Genomic DNA, 18,418 nt, shown 5'->3' with positions numbered 1-18,418 from the left:
TGGGCGACGTCATGGAGGCAGAGATGTGGTTGGACAGCGTGGCGAGGAAGCCGGTCAACCGGGCGGCTCCGGAGTCGAGGAGAGCGGCATACCCCCCAGAATGCCCGCTGCCGCCGACGACGCGAGGCCACCCGGCACGGTCCGTCACGAAGCCGTGACCGGGCACGCGCACGACAGCCGAGAGTTCAGCAGGCCGCTCGTATGGGCCGGGCTAGGTGTTGATGTGTAGCACCCACACCGAGACGTACGGCAGGTCGCCGTCGTAGGTGTAGATGGCCCGAAACACCGGCGTGGCCAGCTCGTAGGCGCCTTCGACCTCGGCGTACGGCTGAGCGCCGACGGGGATCGGGTCGTCACCGAGGTCGAGCAGCGCGTCGGCGATGGTCAGGCGCAGCGCGGGCGCGGCCGCGCGCAGCACCTCACGCACGCGGGGGTCGAAGTAGACGCGCAGCTTCACCGAGCGGCGTCCAGGTCGAGGTCGGCGTAGGCCTGCTCGCGGCTGGCGTAGGCCTGCTCCTCGATCCGCTCCGAGCTGGTGGCGGCGATCAGGGCGGCGACCTGGTCGGCCTCGCGCTCCCGCTTGAGCGCCAGGTATTCGGCGTAGTCGTCGTCGGAGATGAGCACGGCGTGCTCGTCGGCGGACCTGCGGATGCGGGTCGGCCGGTGGGCGTGCACGGCGCGGGAGACGAGCGAGCCGAGCTTGTCGCCGGCCGCGGCGATCCCGAGCGTCTCCAGGTGCGCCTGGTCCATCGTCATGCCTCCCACACTACGGGAACTTCCCTGAATAGGGATGTTCCCCATTCGGGGAGAATCTCATCAAGCCGGTGGCCCGAGAAGGTGGCCGGGGGCTACGCTGCCGGGAACGGCAAGACGCGTACGCCGTCCGCTGCGCCCGGCGCCCACGCCGCCCAGGGCACTTCGGCCAAGGTCGCCCTCTCGGCCCGCGCACAAGCACGGTGACGGCATATCGTCCGGCCGGGGCGTGGGATTCGGCTTGGAGGAGACGATCATGCCCAAGCACCAGCCCCGCGCCGCTCAGCGCGCCCGCCAGGCAGCCCGCGACGGCGGCAAGTACACCGCCGCGCTGCGCGCCGAGCTCGGCCAGCGCCCCGCACCGGCGGCCGGGGCCACGCTCGCCTCAGCCCTCACCGAGATGCGCACCGCCGTACAAGAGCTGCCGAGCCAGGCGCGACTGCGGCAGGACGCCGACGTCGCCGGGGCGCTGGCCGCGTTCGAGGCCGACGGCCAGCACGAGAGCCAGGCCTTGACGACACTCGTCGAGGCCGTGCTCGCCGTCTCCGTCGGCGAGCAGTTCACCGGCGAGGACTGGAAGGTGTGGCGGGCCGCCCGGGACTTGCAGATCGCCGTGCGCCACCCCGACACCGCTCCGCCGTACCGGCTCGTCGACGACCACGCCTTCGGATGGATCACCCAAGGGTGGAGCGCCGAGCACGACGACGTGCTGTTCCGCCAGGACTACAGCGGCGGCTGGTCAGCCCGCGACCGCGACAGCAGCGGGCCCCTGCCGTACACGCAACTGCTGCAAGCCCGTGGCCCGGTGCGTCCAGTCGTGGCCATGCCGAGGGACGATGCCGCCCGGCTGGTGGCCGAGATGACGCGCGCCGGCCGCAAGAGCCTGATCAGCGTCCTGGCGGCGCTTCACTTCCTGTGGGTGGCTGACCTGGCCGCGCACCAGGGGGAGGAGCGCGGGCACATCCTGACCGCGGGGCGGGGCGGATCGTGGGAGGCCGACACGCTGAAGCGGGCGGTCTACACCCTGGGGGAGGGCGCCGCCGAGCGGCGCGTGGATGAGGACCTGTTCGCCGCTGTGCTCGAGGTGGTGGGCCGCTGGCTGTACGACCCCGACGGGTACGTGGAGCTGGCCGAGGGGCTCGCGGCGCTATTCGCGCGGGTGGCCGACAGCTACGCGGGCAGCCTGCGCGGCATGGCGATCATCGCTGACCAGTGGGTGGTGCGGCACGAAGGGCTGGAATCGCTGCGGAACTGGGCGCTGTCACGGTCGGAGCACCATGGCCCGAGCGGCTGGTGAAGAGCTGGCTCGCCTGGCCTGCCGAAGCGCAAAGTCCCGCACCGAGACGATGGCAGGTCACCGTTGTAGGTGTAGATGGCCCGAGAAGCCCCGCTCGTCCTTTCGGAATCGGGCGGGGCTCCCTTCGCGTCTAAGCAGGTCTAGAAGACGTAGCGGGTGGAATCGTGGGCGTATGGCATGGCTGTGATCATGCTCGTCGTCGCGTCAGACCTTGACGTAGAACGGGTCGCCGTCGAGTACCCGGTTCTGCTTGTAGAACCCGGTGACCAGCCCGCCTTGGCTGTTCTGCTCGTGTTCGGGCACCCAGGACCAGCCGCGCGCTTCCTTCGGGAGGTTGTGGCCGCCTTCCTGGGTTGTCGCGAACGGGTATTCGTCGCAGCTCATCCCAGGCGGGCGGTCGCCGGTCACCCGCCGGTTACACGCCTGTTCGCGGTTGCGTTTCTGAGTGGCTTCGTCGGCTTCGCGGTGCAAGGGATGAACCCCGGGTACGCCGTAGCCGCCGCGGGCCTGGATCTTGCGGATGTTGATGGCGATCTGCTCCAGCTGCGTCATGCTCGTCATCGTCGGCAAGAACGTGGTGATCACGCAGCCGGGGAACATGCTGGAGGCGAACTCGTCGTCGCAGCGGACGGTGACGTTGAGGATGCCTCGGCCGGGGGTCTGCCCGTCTGCTTCGGGGACGACGGGGATGACGGTGACTTCGATCTCGGAGGTGTGCCGGGTGGCGGTGCCGTCGCGGAAGGTGAAGTCGCCACTGAACTGGGCGCCTGTGATGAGGGGGCCGGTGACCTCGCCGCCGGAGGCGCACGGGCTGTCGCAGTCGGCGGTGAAGATCGCCGCAGACCCGGGTGGAATGCCGGGCGTCCCGACCACCTCGACCGTCATGCGGGCCGTGAACGTCGAGGAGTTGACCTTGGTGTTGATGACGGTGGTGGCCACGTAGGTGGCCACACCGACCTGGACGCCGTCGACGAAGTAGCGGACGCGGCCGGTGCGGCGATCGCAGTCCAGGGTGCGGGTGCGGGCCGGGCATGCGGCGGCGGCTTGGCGGACGACAGCGGCTTGCGGGATCGAGTCCCACGAGGCTTTCGCTGTGCTGGCGGCCGGCCGGGCTGCTGCCGAGGCTGGCGGGGCGGCCAGGATGGGTGCGAGGAGTGCGGGCAGGATCAGGAGGCGGGCGATCTTGGATCGGATGGAGGTGGTGGTGCGCATGTCACCTCAAGAGGAGGGTGTGATCTGGAAGATCACAATCTCCCACCGCGACTCCGCAGCTACTAGTAGTCGATTGGTAACCTTGTGCAATCGACTTGGCAAGAGTTCCGATCGCCTCGATCAAGAGAAGCACCAGTAGGGCATCGGCCCAATCGACCGAACCGCCCGGCCGCCTGCCGTAAGCCCTTCAGCCGCGAGTGGTCATCGGCCCCGTGCAGAAGCTGGACACATCGATCCTCGGATTGTTGTCGGTGGCGCGTCGTACGGTGAAGGCCTCCCAGGCTCCCCCTTCGTTGGAGGTCCGCGGTGGTCAACTTCACTCCCCGTGGAGCCGGCGCCTCAGCTCACGCCCGGTACCGGGCAGAGCAAACGGCCGACCGGCTACCCCGGCTGATCCTGCGCACGCTCCTGGCGGCGCTCGTCGGCCTGGCCGCCCTCGTGCCCTTCGGCTGGAAGCTGGGCCTGCTGGCCGCCGCCGTGGTGGTCGTGGCCGACATCGTCGTGCGCTGGCGAGCAGGCGGCGCGGCGAGCAGCTGGCGGCGCGGCGCCATCGGCGAACGCCGTACGGCTCGGCACCTGCGCATCCTCACAAGGCTCGGCTACACGGTGCTGCACGATCGAGCGCTGCCCCGGGGCCGCGCCAACGTCGACCACCTCGTGGTCGGCCCCACCGGCGTGTTCGTCATCGACTCCAAGATGTGGCGGCGCGATCAGAAGATCCGGGGCGGCGGCCGGTGGGCTCGCAAGGGCCGGGTGATCACGCCGTCAGACGTGCGGAGCCTGCTGTATGAGACCCGCAGCGTCGCCGGCGTCCTCGGTACGGCGGGCCGGCCGGTGCAGGTCGTGGCGGTTCTGGCCGTCCATGGCCCGCACGTTCCCTGGCGCGGCCAGGTCGTCCACGGCGCCCAGGTGCTCCGCCCGTCGCTGCTGACGAGCTGGATCCTCGACCGGCCGAAGGTCTACGACAAGACCGCGGTCGAGCACCTGGCCCTCGCGGCCGAGCGCGCCTTCCCGCCGTACGTGCAGTAGGACGGTATGCCGTCCACACGCCGCACGCGCCTTCGGCCCGCGACCTGAACGACCTTACCCCCGTGATGAGGTACGGCTGCGCCTGCAGGCCCAACCTCAACCCTCTCCGCCCCGTTCTGCCGCACGGGCGATGCGCCTCCGATGTGGACGTTGACGGGATTCGCGGCGTACGGTCCCCACCATGAACCACTCAAAGCATCCAGACGGCCACTCAGAGTCGAAGCTGTCTGAGCTCATGGCGGAGATCGAGACCTCGTGCGCCGACTGCGCCGGGTCCGGACGACGCGAGCCGCCACAGTGGATCAGCTGGAATCAGACCTTCGCCATCCTGGTCGCCCGCGCCCGGGAAGCGCGCGAACGGGCTGGCCTGCCGCCCCGCCAGTGGGTGACCGGGCTCGATAACGTCGTCGGCATCCACGGCGCCGAGGTCGCCGAGCCTCCCGAGCTTGTGCCCGACGAGGTCGCCGCAGCCGAACAGGCGCTGGCCGAGCACGACGCCCACCAGCCGGAGCGCACCTACGACAGCAACCGCTGCTCCACCTGCGGAGGCGGTGGCACGCATCTGACCGAGGACGGGCTGCGCTTGGTCAAGCTCCTGGAGAGGTACGGCTTCATGCGGATGCGAAACTCCCGCCCCACCCCGCCACCACCGCCCGAGCCGCCCAGCCCTCCCTGTGACCCCACCGGCACCGAAGGCTGAACCGAACCGCGATCGGCAGGTCAGGACCTGACCTGCCGAGCACGAGCCGCACTCGCCTTTGATCCGCGGCCGGAAGGACCGTCTGCCGCTCGCTCGGGGCTGGTGGGCGCTTGTCCGTTTGACGAGTAGGCGAACCCGGATAACCACGCCTCTACCGCTCACGGCTGTCAATCCTCGGCGGAGGATGCGCGAGCGCTGGATTCGTTACCTTCCTGCCGCTCCCGGTGGCGGCGGGCGGCTCGCCGGGCGAGGATGGCGGTGATGAGGTTGATCGTTGCCACTGCCAGCGGGATGAAGTCGGACAGTTGCTGCATGGTCGTGTCTCCGTCGCTCGGAGGGGGCTGGAGCGGTTCCGGCCCGGTACCTCCCATTGGCGGCGTGAGCGTGTCGTCCGGCAGTTCTCTCGGACCGGCCGGACGTTTCGGATCAAGGCAGGTGGACTGGCCTGGTTCGTGCAGAAAGACTGGGGCTACCGGCAAATCCGCATGAGCTGCCCCGACGTTCACTGGTAAGTCGACAGGTACAGGAGCCCTGATGGATCCGAACGGTGCGACGACAGCGCCCGCCGGGCCAGCCGAACCGCCCGACCCGGCCAGGGTGCGCACCCCCGACCAGTTGGCGCAGGCCTTGAAGGCTCTGGCCGGGTCGCGCGGCCCGACGGCGATCGAAACCGCCGCAGGTAACCTAAGGCCGCCGGAATCGCTGACCAAGCAGACCGTCAGCGACATGCTCCGCACGGGGCGGACCAGCGAGCGGACGCTCGCAGCGTTCCTGCGCGTCTGCGGAGTGCCCAGGGACCGGCACGAGGCATGGCAGACAGCCCTCAGACGCGCCAGAGCAGAGGGGCGCGAGCCGGACCTTGCGCGTCTGGTCAACCTGATGCGGGCTGCGGATGCGAAGACTCGAGATCTGGGGGTGCACCCCGCCATCGACGTGCCCGGCGCGGCCGGTGATCAACCGGTCTATGTGGAGCGGGACATCGACACCGACCCAGCTGGCCTGCGCGGGCTCATCCGCGACGCCGTCGAGAGCGGGCAGGGACGATTGCTGCTGCTGGTCGGAAAGTCCTCAGTGGGCAAGAGCCGGTGCGCCTGTGCGGCCGTCCAGGACCTGCTCTCGCACTGGTGGTTGCTGGTGCCGACCGACGTCGAGCAGATCCGGCAAGCCGCGACCGCCCCCCCGTCTGAGCTGGTGGTGTGGCTGGATGAGCTACAGAACTATCTGATGGGCACGGCCGGGCTCACCGCCGATCTGGTCCGGTCACTGACCGGCCGCGGGGTGTTGCTAATTGCCACCATGCGCGATGACTTCTATCGCCCCTACTCCCGCCAGCCTGGGCCTGGGGATTCTCGTTCCTACGCCGCTGAGTGGGAGGTGGTCAAGAAGCAGGCGGCAACGATCACGATCCCAGCCGCATTGAGTCCCGATGAGCGGACTCGGGCGGCAGCATCGGGCGACAAACGCCTCAAGGCTGGTCTGCAGATCACCGGCTATGAGCTGTTCCCGGCGATCGCCGCGGCTCCGGCGCTGACCACCCACGCCAAGACCGCCGACCCCTATGCTCGCGCGGTGTTGGAGGCCGCTGTGGATGCCGGCAGGCTCGGGGCGCGATCTGCGTTGACCAGCGACCTGCTGCGCCGAGCGGCACCTGGCTACTGCGATGAGCGACAACGCGCGGTGGCCGCCAGCAACTGGTTCGAGTCCGCCATGGCGTACCTCACCCTGCAGCTCCAAGGCGCTGCCGCGGTGCTTGACCCGATCGCCCCGCCCGGCACCATGGGCGGCCCGCACGGCTACATGGTCGCCGACTTCCCTCAGCAGACGATCGGGCAACAGCGCCGATCGAGAAGGGTGCCGACCTCCACTTGGCATGCTTTGATCGAGCACCTGACCAACGCCGAGGATCGTGTCCGCGTCGCTGCGGCAGCCACAGATCGGTTGTTGTACAGCTGTGCCGAGGAGCTTCTCCTGGCCCCGACCCCCATCACTCAAGGTGAGGCCGCACAATGGCTGGCCCATCTGCTAGCTGAGCAGGGCCGCGTCGAGGACCTGCGTGTCCTGGCCGACACCGGCAATGTCTACGCCGGCTTGGAGCTGGCCAACCAGGGGCGCATCGAGGAAGCCGTCGACGTCCTACGTACCCTGGCCGACACGGGCAATGACCACGCCGGCCAGGAGCTGTCCAAGCTGCTGGTCAGGCAGGGCCGCATTGAGGACCTGCGCGCCCTGGTTGACACCGGCAACAGCCCCGCCGCCCGGGAGCTGGCGGGCCAGTTGGCTAAACGAGGCAGTCTTGAGGAAGCCATCACCGTCCTGCGCGCCCCAACCGATGCAGGCGACAGCGCCGCTGCCTTGCAACTGGCCAAGTTGCTGGCCGACAGGGGCAGCATCGAAGAAGCCATCACCGTCCTACAGGCCTCAACCGACACCGGCGACGCACATCTTTCCAAGCAGCTGGCCCACCTGCTGGCTGACCTGCTGATCGATCAAGACCGCATCGCGGAAGCCATCACCGCCCTGCCCGCCCCGCCCGACCCCGATTCCTACGGCGACGACCGCGTCGCCCTGAAGTTGACTGGTCTGCTGGTCGAGCAGGGCCGTATTGAGGACTTACGCGCCCTGGCCAACACTGGCTACGACCACGCCGACCGGAAGCTGTCCCAGCTGCTGGCCGCTCAGGGCCGCATTGAAGACCTGCACGATATGGCTGAGGCCGGCAGCGACCACGCCGCCCAGAAGATGGCAAGTCTGCTGGCCAAGCAGGGCCGCATTGAAGACCTGCACGATATGGCTGAGGCCGGCAGCGACCACGCCGCCCAGAAGATGGCAAGTCTGCTGGCCAAGCAGGGCCGCATTGAAGACTTGCACGATATGGCTGACGCCGGCAGCGACCACGCCGCCTTTTACTTGGCCCTCCTGGCGCGCGGGCAGGGTATTGAGAGCCTGCGCGCCCTGGCCGACACCGGCAACGACTACGCCGCCCACCTGCTAGCTGGCCATTTGGCCGAGCGGGGCCGCGCCGAAGAAGCCATCGCCGTCCTACAGGCAGCTGGCACCAGCAATACCTCCTGCGCTCGGCGACTGGCTGAGCTGTTGGCTAAGCAGGGGCGCGTCGAGGAAGCCATCGCGGTCCTGACCTACAATGGCAGCTTCTCCGCAGCAGGGGAGTTGGCTGAGCTGCTGGCCGATCAGGGCTACCACGAGGAAGCCATCGCCGTCATGCGCGTCCCTGCCGAAACCACCGACAGCTTTGCGGCCCTGCGGTTGGCTGATCTGCTGTCCCAACGACGCCGCATCGAGGACCTACGCGCCCTGGCTCACACCGGCAATATCCACGCCGCTGCGCGACTTGCAGAGCTGTTGGCCACGCAGGGGCGCGTCGAGGACCTGCGCGCCCTGGTTCTTGTCGGTACCCCCTACGCCGCCGAGTGGCTGATCTGGCTGCTGGGCGAACAGGGCACAGTGGAGGAGGCGGATCGGCTGCGTCGGTACGGCCTTCCGCTGGAAACCGATGACACCTGAGATCCGGCCAAGGATCTACGCCGTGCTGTCATCAGCATCTGGCCGTGCTTGCCTGTCAATGTCCGCAGTCCTCTGCGCTGATTCCCAAGGTCCTCTGCACTATGATCTGAGACGCTCTCCGGTGCTTCGCGGTGATCCTGGAGATCTCGATGGAGGCTTTCGCCGATCCCTCGGCGGCCTCGGCCCGGACCTAGGCAGTGGCCTGGTCGCGGACGGCGCTGGCCTCAGCGCCGTACCGTCGCCCTAGCGTTTGCGCGCAGGAGTGGCGCGCGAGTTCTCGTGCCGAGTCTTGCCCAAGATGAGCGCTGCAAACTTCGGCCTCACCGAAGTGGTGGCAGCGCTGTAGCGCAGCTGGTGCAAGGTGAAGTCCGGCGTAGGAGTCGAGTAGGACGGGAACTGCGCCCCGGCAGGGGTCGTTTCGCTACGTTGAGTTGATGACCGAGCCAGACACAACCGAGTCCGACATCGACGAGACTGCTCAGCAGCAGCAGCCGGTCGTCATCGAGCCGGTGGTCAACATCGAGAAGTTGCGGCAGCTGATCGCTTTGGAGGCCGAGTACGACACACTCGACTTCAAGGAGGAGTTGGACCTGCGCAAGACTGCAAATAAACGGGATCAGGTGGAGCTGGCCAAGGACGTCGGTGCGATGTCGGTGAAGGGTGGCTACATCGTGATCGGCGTCGACGGGCGCGGCGCACCATCACGCACGATGACCGAGGCGCACACCAAGGTGTTCGACGAGGCATCGCTTCGCAGCAAGCTTCTGAAATGGCTGCCGGACACGCTGGAGATCCACACGCAGAGCCATGTGATAGACGACGAGCATCACATCGTGCTCATCTACGTTGCGCCCAATCCTGCCGGATGCGCGTTCTTCCGCTCCGACGGCCAGTACACCGACGGCGACGGCCAGAGCAAGACGGTGTTTCGAGCGGGCGAGGTGTTCTTCCGCAACGGCACCCAGAGCACCCGCCTGACTCAGCAAGGGCTGGAGCAGGTGATCGCGCGCCGCATCCGGCGTGAACAGCAGAACTGGGAGGCCGAGCGCGACAAGGAGTACAGCCGCCTGGCCACTGAACTCACCCAGGCCGGCGCAGGCCAGCAGATCGCTCGCGGTCCGGCCGCCGCCTTCAACCTCTCGCTGGAGACCGGCGACCTGCTTAACGGCGCCATCGAACTGCTGCGCGCCGACGACGACCTCCCCTTGCGGCTGCTGCTCGAAGGTGCTCCTGCTCAGATGCGACATGCGCTCGCGGACGCCAGCACCACTGACGGCAGCGCTCTGCTCGACCGGCTGACGTGCCTGACCGCGTTGTTTCTGCGGGTCGAACGGTACGAGTGGTTCCAACGGTCGGTTGCCACACTCGGGCAGATCTACGACCTGCCCTTCGAGCACATCCCCGCCGGCACCAGCCACGTGAGCCAGCGCATCGCGACCTTCTGGTTGCACATCACCGAACGCGTGTCCGGGCTGGGCGCGCTTGCTGTTCGCGGCGAAGACTGGCCTGCTGTACGCACCCTGGCGGAGCGCAGCGTCCCTGTTGGGGGTGGTAGTCGCCGAAGCTGGATTATGCACGGCCTGGTGATGGCCAGCCGCGCCAGCGTCTTGGACGCACGCGAAGTGTTCCTGCTCAGCCGGGCGCGCCAGGTGGTGCGCCAGCTCGACTGTCTGCGCCCAGGCATGAGTCCAGACGATGAGGAGATCACGACGAGTCTGACCCGGTTCGACTTCCTCGCCTGCCTGGTGGGATATGGCGACGAGATCGACTACTTCCCGAACTTCGCGCCGTTTGAGCAGCACCGCACCAGGCCCATCGCCGAGCGACTCGTGAAAGAACCAGCCGTCCGGGCGGCATTCTTCACCGGAAGCGACAACGACCTCGCCATCGCTCTCCACAACATCAGCTCCTGGGCCAAAGAGATAGGCTGGAGATTCGACGGCTGGCAAGGCTACTCCGAGCCCGTCCAACAGTTCATCGACACCCACGCGTCGCAGATGCCCGACTGAGCCTGTTCGGGTTCTCCTCTCGATCGTGGCCCCAGCCCCAAAGGTGGAAGGTCAACGCGGCGCCTGGTTTCGACGGCCCGGATTTCGAGAGGTAAGCGAACTTCCACGCCAGATCTCATAGCTGGCCGAATAGCTCTGGAGATTCCCGCCATTAACCGCCGGAACTTACACTCCGGGTTGAGGCGACCACCGGGCCGCATCCGGACTCGAACGCGTAGACGCCGGCTCGGCGACCTGCTCGCAGCCACCAGGCGGCCCCCACGATCTCGTGCTGCTGCTCCTCATCCGTCAACTTGGCGAAGGTCGGCACAGCTCCACTACGGGCGGCGATGGCCTGGCGTGCGACGGCCAAACTCTTCGCGTGCTCGCGCTCGACGTCATCAGCGAACTCGAAGGCCCATATCGGGGCTCATCACAGGTTGTCACGGCGGCCTCAGCCGCCTTCTCCACACGCTCGACCAAGTCGGGTTCAGCAGCTCGCCGCCTGAGCGGCGCGGCGCAAGCGCCCTGGTTCGCGGCTCCCCGCCCAGCTGGGCGGAGAGCCGTACGGGTCAGCCAGCGTTCGGTCCCTGCAGGCGGTAGAGCTGCGCGGGGCCATCGTCTGGCATGGCGGCGTCAACATGGACGCCCACCACGGCCTCCCTGATCTCCCCCTCGCTGGCGCCTCCCGCGGTCATCGCGTCCACGAGCGCCTCGGCGAACTCACCGGCGCTGATGCCGTTGCGGGTGAAGGCGTTGTCCGGGCAGCAGGACTCTCCGGGGGGATCTCCTGGAGGTGGCAGCCGGCGATCTCTCGTTCGGTGCCGTCGTCGCTCCTGACGATCCATCGGCCGGTGCCGATGTCCCCGGCCACGATCGTCCCCACAATGTGATCGCCCCAGATGCCGTGCACGCGCTTGCCGCTCTCCTCAGCGGCGTGCTGGGTGAGGTCGTGCTCTCGGCTCATGTTGGCTCCTGAGCTTCTTGGGTGGGCTGGCGGGTGGCGGTGCCCTCGGCTGACTGGAGGGTCTTGTGCACGACACCGACGGAGACCTTCACGCCGGTGGCGATGGTGCGGATGGACTCCCCGCGCCGGCGGCGGTCGAGGATCGCGGCGCGCTTGTCGTCGTCGACGACTGGGGGGCGGCCCCCGATCCTGCCCTGCTTGCGGGCGGCCTCCAGGCCGTTCTTGGTCTTGCGGATGATGTCGCGGCGGCGGTCTTCGGCCAGGGCGAGGGCCAGGTCGAGGATGAAGGAGCGCTCGGTGTGTTCCCCGGCAGCGATGCCTTCCATGACCTTGACGCCGACGCCTTGCTGGAACAGGTCGTTGAGGACGATGAGTCCTTCCAGGAGGTTGCGGCCGAGCCGGTCGACTTCCTGGACGGTCAGCAGGTCGCCCTCGCGGATATAGGACAGGGCGGTGAGGAGGTCAGGCCGGTCGGCGGTGCGGAGCTTGCCGCTGGCCTTCTCCTCGATGACCCTGAGACAGATCGGATCGAGGACGTCATGCTGTCTTTGAGTCTTCTGCTTGTCGGTGCTGACCCGGACTAGGCCAATGAGCGCCACTGCGAAACGCCTCCCCGTTCATAAATCCCCCTCGCGGGAGTTATCTGAACGGTAGCAGGCTCGACCCCTTGATGAACGGGAAAACGAACGATCGAATCGGACACCGCACATTCGGGGCGAAGTTCAGCGGCCCGAGCCAGGCACGTTCATAAAACGGTCGTTAAATGAACACGCTCGGGATGATCTCAGTCCGCCTCAAGCCCATCCCGCCGAATCCGCTCCGCCTCGTCCACCTGCCCCTGCTCGACCAGCAGGTCGGCCAACCGCTCGGCGGCGGGCCCGTCTCCGGCCTCGGCCCGCACCCGCAACTCCTCGACCTGCTTCCGCTCGATCAGCAGGTCGGCAAACCGCCTGGCGGCGAACACGTGTCCGGCCTCGGCCCGCACCCGCAACTCCTCCACCTGACCCCGCTCGACCAACAGCTCGACCAACCGGAGGGCGGCGAGCGCGTCTCCGGCCTCAACAGGCGCCTGCAAGACCTCGATGGCCTCGTCCACCTGCCCCTGCTCGACCAGCAGGTCGGCCAACCGCTCGGCGGCGGGCCCGTCTCCGGCCTCGGCCCGCACCCGCAACTCCTCCACCTGACCCCGCTCGACCAACAGGTCGGCCAACCGCTCGGCGGCGTACACGTGTCCGGCCTCGGCCCGCACCCGCAACTCCTCCACCTGCCCCTGCTCGACCAACAGCTCGACCAACCGGAGGGCGGCGTACTTGTGTCCGGCCTCGGCCCGCACCCGCAACTCCTCCACCTGCCCCTGCTCGACCAACAGCTCGACCAACCGCCCGGCGGCGAACACGTCTCCGGTATCGGCGCGCACCCGCAAGACCTCGATGGCCTCGTCCACCTGCCCCTGCTCGACCAACAGCTCGGCCAACCGCCTGCTGGCGGACCCGTCTCCGGCTCCGACTGCGTGTCTGTAGAGGAGGCTGGCGTAGCGATACAGCAGCCGCTTATCAGCCTCTACACCCACTCGGGTCTGCTCGACGGGGTCGACGAGGTGGTCGACCAGGGCTTGCCAGCAGCTGGCCGGGATCTTTTCGCGGCGGCGCTCGGCCTGGACCTGCTGTTGCACGTAGTCGGCCACCAGGTAGCCGGCCACCTCGCCCATGGCTACGCCTGGGGCCGCGATCAGTTCCAGCACGCTGGCCGCGCCATGCAGTTCTTCGGTCAGGTAGGCCATCGCGGTCTCGAACCAGTTGGGGGGTGCCTTGGCCCGCTCGCGGTCCTCGCAGTAGCCGGGCGCAGCCTGACGCAGCATGGCGGCCGTCAGCGGGGAGGCCACGCCCAGGCGAGTGACGTCGACCGCGGCCTTCAGCACCGCCCCAGCGTAGACGCCGGCGTCACGGCAGCGGCGTACCAGTTCGGGTGCGGCGGCGATGGTCTGCGTCAGCCCGTAGTCCTCGGAGCGTATGGCGACGGCGAGCCGGGCGTCCCCGCCGGTGGCCAGTTGCTCGGCTCGATGGCGCTCGGGCTGGCTGAAGTGCTCGGCGATGTGAACGACATCCGCCAGACCAAGAAGCTGGCGGGCATGAGCGTGCGGGTCAGGGGAGCCCGCCGATGGCACGGCACTGTAGGCGGCGCGGCGATCGGACCACATCGTGCCCACCAGGACCGCGCCACGCTCCAGTAGAGCCCGCACCGTGCCCGCGCGCAGCCCGTCGGCGCCGTCAAGGTAGTGCTGCAGTTCATCGAGCCACACCACCACGTGGTCGGGCGGGTCGGCTGCGATGGTCCGCACGTGGTCGGCATCGTCGGGGTGAAGCAGCCACCAGTTGGGCAGCAGGTCTCTGATCGCTTCGAAGGCGCATCGGGTCTTGCCCACTGATGAGCGGCCGACCAGCAGCACTAGACCGCCTCCTTTGGAGGCTCGCTGGATCAGTCCGCGGACGCCGCGCGGGTCGGTGTCGGTGTCGCGCTGGACGTAGGCGGGCTGTTCGCCTGTGGCGCCGGGTACGTCGATCGCGTCGTGCACGCCCAGACGGTGCGGCTTGGCCTGGTACACCCGGACCAGGCCTGGCGGAACCGGTAGGTCAGCGCTCAGTACTCGCTCACGGGCGTCCTGCCACCGGTTCCATTCCTCGCGGGGCACGCCACAAGCGCGCAGGAACAGCTCCAGCGTCTCGATGCTGGGGCGACCCTTGTTGAGCAGATTCGACAGGGTCGACTTCGACAGCACAGGCTGTCCTGGGTGCGCGGGATTCACGGCCTTGTCGAGGCCAGGATAGGAGCGCTTGCCGCGTAGGGCGGCCAGCGCCGTCAACCACTCGGCCAAGGTGTGCACCTGGTCCGGGTCAGGCCGGGAGCTGTCCACCCGCTCGCACCTCCAACTCGCCTCCGCTGAGGCCGTTCGACGGCGTCGGCGAACCAGCCGAACCCCGGTATCAATTCAGTGCCGTGGCTGGAGCGCCGCATCGCACTTCCAGCCTGACTCCAGCGGCCCGACCCAGCACGGCGAGTGTTCGGGTTGGTACGCATCTGATGCCGAACCCCCACCGCCCGCGATGCCCTGAAGGTCCACCAGCCTGTGAATGGCTGATCTACCCGAAGGGCCCGTCATGGACCTGCTCCTCGATCTCGTCCCCCTGCTGGCGGCTGGGCTCAACCTGGCTACAGCCCTGATCAACCGCCGACCGGCCTCGCCGAAGCGGCGCAACCGCGGCGGCAAGCGCCGCCGGTGATTATCAGACCGGGCTGTGTAATGCGGGCCCTCGTGCTCGATGGATGTGAGGCCTGGACGATCACGCCGTCCAGGGCTGGGTCAGTCCAGCAGGTGTTCCACGGTCCAGGTGCCCTCGTCCTCGCGGAGATCGACGATCAGAGATCCGGACTCGGCCACCAGGCGCACGCGCCACCACCAGTAGTCGCGCTTGACCTCCGGCTCTGGGTCCAGCCACCAGACCCGGGCCTGCACCCAGTACTCGAGCACGTCGGCCACCACCGCGGTGCGCTCTCGCCAGGTGACCTGCACGGGGCGTCGCGGAGGCGGTACGGCTCGGACCCCGACGAATGGATGCCCTCCTGCGCTTCCGCCCAGGTGGGCGTCATCTAGGCCGCTCACCCCGGCCAACCTCTGAATACTTCAACAACCAAGATCGGCCGTTAGTTGACGCTCCCCCAACGTTGTCGGGTATCAGTCACTTCGGATCGTGGGTCATCGCCGTTCGATCCGGTCACCCGTGACCGGCTGGTGGTTCGGTGGTGGCCGACCGGCGGCCTCCGTAGGAAGCGACCAACGCGTCCGCCACGATCGCAGCGTCTTGCTGCGCCACGTCCGCGGGGTACTGCGGCAAGAGGTCGTCCCAGACGGTCAGCCACGACCCGATCAGCTGGGCCTGCCCTTCGGGCCGGGCGAAGAACCAAATGTGCAGGTGTGCTGCATGGTCTCCAAACCGGTAGACGTGGGCTCGCCAGACATGCGGCAGCGCCTGTATGTGGCGGACGATGCGTGTGTTCAGCAGGCCCAGTTCGGCGGCCAGTTCGTCGGGCAGATCCGCCATGTCATAGTGATCGCGCGGAAACAGCATGAGCACCAGCGGCACGCCAACTCCCGTGATCTGAGTTAGCCGCCAGTGGTCGTCGAACCAGATTCCTTCATCTCGGTTGCGACAGTCGTCGCAGTCCGATGGGTCTTCGCCGTGCCGCGCCGGCTCGGACAGAACCGGCGGACGCAGCGGCGAGACGCGCAGTTCGTCCGGCTCGAACGGAGCGACCTCCCACCCCGTCATACGTGCCAGCGGGAGCCGCCGCGCGCTATCCGCAGCGGCGACTGCATGGTCATAAAACTCATCCGGTCGCAAGGCCATGATCCGCAGACTAGTACGACAGAGACCCCGCCCAGGGGCCGGACGAAGGCAACGAACTCTGCAGGGTTCATTGCGTTGGCCAGGCGCCGCTCGGAACAGACTCGGGGGCATTTCCAAACTCGCGCGGTGTGGACCGGACGGCAGCTGCAAGCTCGGAACTCGCCCGGCATTATTGTGTGTTCCATGTCGATCAACGACCGGGATCTGGTCATCGCAGCGGCGGAAGCCGGGGCTACGGTCGTGCGCTCCCACTACGGAGCATCGCTGACCCGCTTCGAAAAGGTGGGAGGGGACTTCGCCACGACGGCCGACGTCGAAGCGGAGCAAGCCATCCTCGCCGTCTTGTACGCTGCCCGGCCGGACGACGTCGTGATGGGAGAGGAAACCGGGCGCACGGGAACCGGCGGGAACGGACGCATGTGGCTGGTCGACCCGTTATGCGGGACGCTGAACTATGCCGTACGCAACATGCTGGTCTCAGTCAACGTAGCCTTGCGAACCGGAACGCAGGTCGTCGTGGCGGCCGCGGCGGACCCGTTCACCAACGAGGTGTTCTGGACCGACGGCGCCGGCTCGAACGTGCGCCGCGGCGGCGTGGACGTGCCACTCGTCCCGTCTGCCGATTCGAGGTTGGTAGACGTCAATCTCGATCCACCGTTCCCCAACGAGCGGGTGTTCCGGGCCGCTCGGTTACTTGCCGACAAAGGGTTCGTCGAGCAGTTCCGCCCACGGGTCGTTTCCACCACGTTGGCGGTGGCCTGGGTCGCTGCCGGTCGGCGCGCCGCCTACGTAACCGATGGACACCTGTATGACAGTGTCCACTTCGCGGCGGGCATCGCCCTCTGTCAGGCGGCTGGCTGTGTGGTGACCGGGATCGACGGCCAGTCGCTTCACACCGGTGCTAGCGGTCTCGTCGTGGCAGCCGACGAGCAAACGCACGCCGCCCTGCTAACTCTTGTTGCGAACCAACGCCCAAGAAAGAATTAGTATCCGCGTCGCCGCGGCGACCGTCTCGGGTCGTGCGGGTGTGGTGTCTTAGCTGCCGAGGTCCATCTCGCCCTGCTCGTGAGGGCCGTGCGGTTCCCGCAAGCCCCGGATGAACCCCTCACCCCGCGAGAAACGGTGCACCAAGACGCGCTTTGCCACATCCTCGTGGATGTCGTTGTCCACGATGATGAGCTGGTAGGGCCGGTCGAAACGGTCGTCCTTCAGGCTGGCGCGCAGACTTCTGGCGTTAAGGAAGCCGTCGTAGACGCGTTTGACCAACGCGCTGTGCGGTCCCCGTCCTGGCGGCAATTTCGGCGGTCAAATAGACCGAAAGGGCTCCAGTCTGGCTTGGGCTCTCCAGTACCGCGATCACCGATGGAGCTCCAAGAGGCACGACAATCGTTACAACGTCCTGCACGCCAGGACAGCCCTCGATCCGCCGCAGTTGCCCGGCACCCTTCGGGCGACTGCTTTGCATCGGGATGGGGAAGATCAGCCGCGAGATGCTATCGTTTGCATATGGGTGGGGCTCGGCTTGTGGACGTCGCGCGAGAGGCTGGCGTCCATGTGGGGACGGTATCTCGGGCACTCAACCCTGCAACTCGGTCCCGCGTTAACACCGTGACGGCTGCCCGCATCATCGAAGTCGCACAGCGTCTCGGCTACGAGACGAACGTGGTGGGCCGCGCGCTCCGCACCCACCGCTCCCATACCGTGGGAGCGCTCATTCCCGATCTCACCAACCCGCTGTTTCCGCGCATTGTCCGGGGCATCGAGGACAGTCTGGCGAAGGCCGAATACACCGCGCTCATCACGAGCACGGACAACGACGCCCTCCGCGAGCGCAAGGCAATCGCAGTGTTGCGCAACCGGCAGGTCGATGGGTTTCTCATTGCCAGCGCCAGGTTGGATGACCCGGCGCTGCGGGAGATCATAGAGGCGAGCGTTCCGTTGGTGGCACTCAACCGGACGAGTCTTAACGCCCAGACGTCATCGGTGGTCGTGGACGATCAGCAGGGGATCGCCGATGTGATGGCGCATCTGGTGACCTTGGGGCATCAGCACATTGCGCACGTGGCTGGCCCCGCCGACACTAGCACCGGCCAGGCGCGCCTGGAGGCGTTCGAGGCGGCGCTGGACCGCTATGGTCTCCAGCGCCGCCCGGAACTGATCGTGCAGGCCCCCAGCTACAGCATCGAGGCTGGTACCTGGTGTGCGCGGGAGTTGTTCAAGCGAGGTAGGCCGTTCACGGCCCTGGTTGCGGGTAACGACTTGCTGGCGCTAGGTGTGCTCGATGTTCTCAAAGAGAACTACGTTCCCTGTCCGGAGCGGGTCTCCGTGGTCGGATTCAACGACATCGACTTTGCCGCACGGATGTCGCCGTCGCTTACCACCGTCCGCGTACCGAAATACGAGCTGGGGGCCCGAGGGGCTCAGCTACTCCTCGACATGATCTATCGAGGCCGCGATGTGGAAACGGTGACGCTGCCCGTCACCCTGATGATCCGCGGATCCACGGGTCCACCTCCAGCACCGGGCGCTGGCCTGTTCGGGCTCTGA

At 67.6% G+C, this 18,418-nt stretch carries 18 protein-coding genes; 8 read left to right on the top strand and 10 right to left on the bottom strand.

What is annotated here, in order from left to right; translation table 11 throughout:
* Positions 1-211 precede the first annotated feature (211 nt).
* Positions 212-457, bottom strand: a complete 246-nt coding sequence (locus ACIBH1_RS46940) for a hypothetical protein (protein ID WP_397320626.1) — start codon at positions 455-457, stop codon at positions 212-214.
* Entirely contained in the window at positions 454-756 is a 303-nt protein-coding gene (locus ACIBH1_RS46935) for a prevent-host-death family protein (protein ID WP_397320625.1), read from the bottom strand. Before ACIBH1_RS46935 ends, ACIBH1_RS46940 begins: the two co-directional genes overlap by 4 nt.
* A 253-nt stretch (positions 757-1,009) precedes the next feature.
* Between ACIBH1_RS46935 and ACIBH1_RS46930 the strand changes: the two genes are divergently transcribed.
* Positions 1,010-2,050, top strand: a complete 1,041-nt coding sequence (locus tag ACIBH1_RS46930; RefSeq protein WP_397320624.1) for a hypothetical protein — start codon at positions 1,010-1,012, stop codon at positions 2,048-2,050.
* A 204-nt stretch (positions 2,051-2,254) separates the two neighbouring features.
* Here the strand turns inward: ACIBH1_RS46930 and ACIBH1_RS46925 are convergent, their stop codons facing one another.
* Positions 2,255-3,262, bottom strand: coding sequence for a NucA/NucB deoxyribonuclease domain-containing protein (locus tag ACIBH1_RS46925; protein ID WP_397320623.1), 1,008 nt, complete (start codon positions 3,260-3,262; stop codon positions 2,255-2,257).
* Between the two features lie 306 nt (positions 3,263-3,568).
* Here ACIBH1_RS46925 and ACIBH1_RS46920 point away from each other — a divergent pair, with 306 nt between their 5' ends.
* Positions 3,569-4,291, top strand: coding sequence for a nuclease-related domain-containing protein (locus ACIBH1_RS46920; RefSeq protein ID WP_397320622.1), 723 nt, complete (start codon positions 3,569-3,571; stop codon positions 4,289-4,291).
* A 235-nt stretch (positions 4,292-4,526) separates the two neighbouring features.
* A complete protein-coding gene (locus tag ACIBH1_RS46915) occupies positions 4,527-4,991 on the top strand; it encodes a hypothetical protein (RefSeq protein ID WP_397320621.1) in 465 nt (154 codons plus the stop codon).
* A 167-nt stretch (positions 4,992-5,158) separates the two neighbouring features.
* Here ACIBH1_RS46915 and ACIBH1_RS46910 read toward each other — a convergent pair whose 3' ends face one another.
* Positions 5,159-5,305: a hypothetical protein gene (locus ACIBH1_RS46910; RefSeq protein ID WP_397320620.1), complete on the bottom strand. Its 147-nt coding sequence runs from the start codon at positions 5,303-5,305 to the stop codon at positions 5,159-5,161.
* A gap of 220 nt (positions 5,306-5,525) precedes the next feature.
* On the opposite strand from ACIBH1_RS46910, the gene ACIBH1_RS46905 reads away from it, so the two are divergent.
* Both ACIBH1_RS46905 and ACIBH1_RS46900 read left to right on the top strand, forming a co-directional pair.
* On the top strand, positions 5,526-8,513 hold the full coding sequence (locus ACIBH1_RS46905; protein WP_397320619.1) for a CDC27 family protein: 2,988 nt from the start codon (positions 5,526-5,528) through the stop codon (positions 8,511-8,513).
* A gap of 434 nt (positions 8,514-8,947) precedes the next feature.
* Positions 8,948-10,522, top strand: coding sequence for a helix-turn-helix domain-containing protein (locus ACIBH1_RS46900; protein WP_397320618.1), 1,575 nt, complete (start codon positions 8,948-8,950; stop codon positions 10,520-10,522).
* A gap of 673 nt (positions 10,523-11,195) precedes the next feature.
* Here ACIBH1_RS46900 and ACIBH1_RS46895 read toward each other — a convergent pair.
* From ACIBH1_RS46895 to ACIBH1_RS46885, 3 genes are all read right to left on the bottom strand, one after another.
* Positions 11,196-11,468 (bottom strand): hypothetical protein, encoded by a 273-nt coding sequence (locus tag ACIBH1_RS46895; protein WP_397320617.1) that lies wholly within the window; start codon positions 11,466-11,468, stop codon positions 11,196-11,198.
* Entirely contained in the window at positions 11,465-12,067 is a 603-nt protein-coding gene (locus ACIBH1_RS46890; protein WP_397320616.1) for a recombinase family protein, read from the bottom strand. Before ACIBH1_RS46890 ends, ACIBH1_RS46895 begins: the two co-directional genes overlap by 4 nt.
* Before the next feature lie 185 nt (positions 12,068-12,252).
* Positions 12,253-14,340: a tetratricopeptide repeat protein gene (locus ACIBH1_RS46885; RefSeq protein ID WP_397320614.1), complete on the bottom strand. Its 2,088-nt coding sequence runs from the start codon at positions 14,338-14,340 to the stop codon at positions 12,253-12,255.
* 256 nt (positions 14,341-14,596) lie between these two features.
* On the opposite strand from ACIBH1_RS46885, the gene ACIBH1_RS46880 reads away from it, so the two are divergent.
* Entirely contained in the window at positions 14,597-14,746 is a 150-nt protein-coding gene (locus ACIBH1_RS46880; protein ID WP_397320613.1) for a hypothetical protein, read from the top strand.
* 80 nt (positions 14,747-14,826) lie between these two features.
* On the opposite strand, the gene ACIBH1_RS46875 is transcribed toward ACIBH1_RS46880, so the two are convergent.
* A complete protein-coding gene (locus ACIBH1_RS46875) occupies positions 14,827-15,126 on the bottom strand; it encodes a DUF6504 family protein (protein ID WP_397320612.1) in 300 nt (99 codons plus the stop codon).
* Positions 15,127-15,238: 112 nt separating this feature from the next.
* The gene (locus ACIBH1_RS46870) at positions 15,239-15,871 is read right to left on the bottom strand and encodes a hypothetical protein (protein WP_397320611.1); all 633 of its coding nucleotides are present in this window, start codon (positions 15,869-15,871) and stop codon (positions 15,239-15,241) included.
* A 183-nt stretch (positions 15,872-16,054) separates the two neighbouring features.
* Here ACIBH1_RS46870 and ACIBH1_RS46865 point away from each other — a divergent pair, with 183 nt between their 5' ends.
* The gene (locus ACIBH1_RS46865; protein WP_397320610.1) at positions 16,055-16,858 is read left to right on the top strand and encodes an inositol monophosphatase family protein; all 804 of its coding nucleotides are present in this window, start codon (positions 16,055-16,057) and stop codon (positions 16,856-16,858) included.
* Positions 16,859-16,906: 48 nt separating this feature from the next.
* On the opposite strand, the gene ACIBH1_RS46860 is transcribed toward ACIBH1_RS46865, so the two are convergent.
* A complete protein-coding gene (locus ACIBH1_RS46860; RefSeq protein ID WP_397320609.1) occupies positions 16,907-17,137 on the bottom strand; it encodes a hypothetical protein in 231 nt (76 codons plus the stop codon).
* Positions 17,138-17,233: 96 nt separating this feature from the next.
* Here ACIBH1_RS46860 and ACIBH1_RS46855 point away from each other — a divergent pair, with 96 nt between their 5' ends.
* Entirely contained in the window at positions 17,234-18,418 is a 1,185-nt protein-coding gene (locus ACIBH1_RS46855; protein ID WP_397320608.1) for a LacI family DNA-binding transcriptional regulator, read from the top strand.

The organism is Nonomuraea sp. NPDC050663, assembly GCF_044456985.1.
Lineage (GTDB): Bacteria > Actinomycetota > Actinomycetes > Streptosporangiales > Streptosporangiaceae > Nonomuraea.
This window is presented reverse-complemented; position numbering and strand designations above follow the sequence as displayed.

What these genes read in the sequence shown, in the direction of transcription:
- ACIBH1_RS46930 (WP_397320624.1), top strand. Translation starts at nt 1,010, where the DNA reads ATGCCCAAGCACCAGCCCCGCGCCGCTCAGCGCGCCCGCCAGGCAGCC.
- ACIBH1_RS46935 (WP_397320625.1), bottom strand. Translation starts at nt 756, where the DNA reads ATGACGATGGACCAGGCGCACCTGGAGACGCTCGGGATCGCCGCGGCC.
- ACIBH1_RS46870 (WP_397320611.1), bottom strand. Translation starts at nt 15,871, where the DNA reads ATGGCCTTGCGACCGGATGAGTTTTATGACCATGCAGTCGCCGCTGCG.
- ACIBH1_RS46905 (WP_397320619.1), top strand. Translation starts at nt 5,526, where the DNA reads ATGGATCCGAACGGTGCGACGACAGCGCCCGCCGGGCCAGCCGAACCG.
- ACIBH1_RS46880 (WP_397320613.1), top strand. Translation starts at nt 14,597, where the DNA reads ATGGCTGATCTACCCGAAGGGCCCGTCATGGACCTGCTCCTCGATCTC.
- ACIBH1_RS46915 (WP_397320621.1), top strand. Translation starts at nt 4,527, where the DNA reads ATGGCGGAGATCGAGACCTCGTGCGCCGACTGCGCCGGGTCCGGACGA.
- ACIBH1_RS46925 (WP_397320623.1), bottom strand. Translation starts at nt 3,262, where the DNA reads ATGCGCACCACCACCTCCATCCGATCCAAGATCGCCCGCCTCCTGATC.
- ACIBH1_RS46865 (WP_397320610.1), top strand. Translation starts at nt 16,055, where the DNA reads ATGTCGATCAACGACCGGGATCTGGTCATCGCAGCGGCGGAAGCCGGG.
- ACIBH1_RS46855 (WP_397320608.1), top strand. Translation starts at nt 17,234, where the DNA reads ATGGAGCTCCAAGAGGCACGACAATCGTTACAACGTCCTGCACGCCAG.
- ACIBH1_RS46910 (WP_397320620.1), bottom strand. Translation starts at nt 5,305, where the DNA reads ATGCAGCAACTGTCCGACTTCATCCCGCTGGCAGTGGCAACGATCAAC.
- ACIBH1_RS46900 (WP_397320618.1), top strand. Translation starts at nt 8,948, where the DNA reads ATGACCGAGCCAGACACAACCGAGTCCGACATCGACGAGACTGCTCAG.
- ACIBH1_RS46895 (WP_397320617.1), bottom strand. Translation starts at nt 11,468, where the DNA reads ATGAGCCGAGAGCACGACCTCACCCAGCACGCCGCTGAGGAGAGCGGC.